Origin of the sequence: Bacillus sp. GMa5/1 (genome assembly GCF_050172015.1) — a bacterium.
In the GTDB taxonomy this organism is placed as follows: Bacteria; Bacillota; Bacilli; order Bacillales; family Bacillaceae_G; genus Bacillus_A; species Bacillus_A cereus.
This window is the reverse complement of sequence record NZ_JBNLYC010000352.1, coordinates 1-2,185: the sequence shown is the minus strand read 5'-3', so window position 1 is coordinate 2,185 and position 2,185 is coordinate 1. Positions and strand designations below refer to the sequence as shown.

Here is a 2,185-nt window from a genome sequence, read left to right as displayed (position 1 = left end):
CATAAGTTATTCCATTAGCGTAAACACTTGTTGTATATCCAACATTGCTAGACCCACCATTCTGCCAAATTCCAAATTTCTGCCCTTGTGAGACACTTCCTTTAATTACAAAGGTATATTCCTCACCCGCAAAGAAATTTTCAGTTAGAGAATATTGATTGATTAGATAGTCTGTTTTTTCATATTTAACATTTGATTTTAATAAAAGGTTACGTCCACCAGTTTTATCACTATTAACCTTTGTTTCTACATTCGTTAACTTCTCACTGATTTTCCCAGCTTTTTCTTCTATTTCAGTAGTTGTTTTCTTTAGTTCACTTGTTGTTTGTTGCACATCAGAAATAGCCCTTTTTGTACCTTCCACATTTGATTCGACAGTATTTAATTTATTACTAATTTCAGTATCCTTTTTCGTTAATGATTCAATAGAAGTTTTAAATCCATTAGAATCCTGTTCAAACAGAGTTACTTTCTTATCAATTTCACCTTGATCTCTTTGTACATCAGAAATAGTTCTTGTAACTTTCGAAAGACTCTCTGTTACTGTATTAAATTGCCCAGTGGTTTCTTCTTGCGCTTGTTCCACTTTCTTATTTAATTCTTCTTTTGTGAGTTTAATATCCTTACTCACCTGTTCAATCGTGTCTTTTTTTATTGTTTCTACGTCGGGAACAACCGACTCCCAATTGCCATTCTTCCATAATTTGAGGATTCCAGGCTTACCGTTTGAAATATCTAACCAAAAGGTTTTTCCATCTTCTAAACCGGTTGTCGGTGGTTTTACGCTTTCAATAATTTTTGTTTGATAATTTTTAAGGTTTTCTTGTACTTTTTCTGCTAACTTTTTTGCTGCTTCTGATTCCTTTTTCACAACATCAACTTGTTCATTTGTCTCTTTCACAAGTTCTTCCAACTTATCTAACAAGCCTTTGTTCGCTTTTCCAGCTAGACTACCCATAACTTGGGCATACATACGATCCAACAGACTTCTCGTATCTTCCACTTCTTTAAAGTCACCAAAATAATATTTATCATCGGCTGCATTTGTATCGCATTCATCCGCTGCGATAAGACGCGCTTCTAAAAACAAAGGTGGCGTAAATTTTGTATCTTTGATATGGACAATATCGCCCTTATTTACTTTTTCATGAGATAAACCAAATATCTTTTCTAATGCAATTGGAGTTACTTCATACTTTACAGTGCTATTAATACGTTTCTTTAGTTCTGCTTCCGTCAATTGCTTTAATCTTTCAGGTGACATGTTTTGATCTTCTGTTTGCGGGCTATAGATGTCATATTTGTGTGAACCATCTTCTGTCCAACGTTGTAAGGCATCTGCATCAGCCACGTATAACTTCCCGCCGTTTATTTTTTCAAAAGTTAGATACTCACCTGTTTCTTCGTTAAAAGGTCCAACCCCAACTAGTGCGGAAATTGCATCTTGTGAATTTTCAATACGGCGTATACTTTGTAAATCCTTTCCTAAGACAATTTCTTTTCCATTGTCCCTGCCTACTTTACGTACCATATCTACATATCTACCAACGATAAACGAACCTTTTACTTCTGTGCGGAATCGAATTTCTAAATCAAAGGTACTTGCTATTGTTTTAAGTAAGTCTAATGGGTTTGTAAATTCTTTGATATGAATGGTACGAAAACTTGCATATTCTGTTACACCACGTTGCCACTTTGTACCTTCTAAGGCAAAGTCCATCCATTGATTTACTGTATAAGATTCAATGGTTTGTGGTTTAATAACTTTTTCCTTTCTGAGTTTTGTATGTTCACTGAGCGCATAGATTTTTTTAGAACGATCTACAGAATCTTGTTCGCTTTCGTTTATCACATACGAAACAAACGACCCATCACGAACACGCTTTAACACTATATTTTGTTGCATTAATCTCGCCGCTTTATGTGTACCATCTGAAACCGTAAATTCAAATTGATCTACATTGTTTTTTAGTTCCCATTTCCGTAAATCATCCCAATAGTCTTGTTCTTTTATTACTGCAATAATTTGTTCTGTTTTGAAATCAAAAATGTGTAAATCATTATTACTCATAGATATCTCTCCCTGTATGTCACTTCCACTTGTCCGATGTCAGAAGGAAAAACTTCAATTTGATTCATTCCTTTTTCTATATTTATAAAATCACCGAATAAATCTTTCGTATAA

General features: G+C 34.2%; 2 protein-coding genes. Both read right to left on the bottom strand.

Going from position 1 to position 2,185, the window contains the following annotated elements; genetic code table 11:
* On the bottom strand, window positions 1–2,071 hold a 2,071-nt coding region (locus ACQGSG_RS28510; protein WP_426948662.1), incomplete at its 3' end, for a phage tail spike protein.
* Window positions 2,068–2,185, bottom strand: a 118-nt coding sequence (locus tag ACQGSG_RS28505) for a phage distal tail protein (RefSeq protein WP_426948664.1), incomplete at its 5' end; no start/stop codon positions are given. The genes ACQGSG_RS28505 and ACQGSG_RS28510, both read right to left, overlap by 4 nt.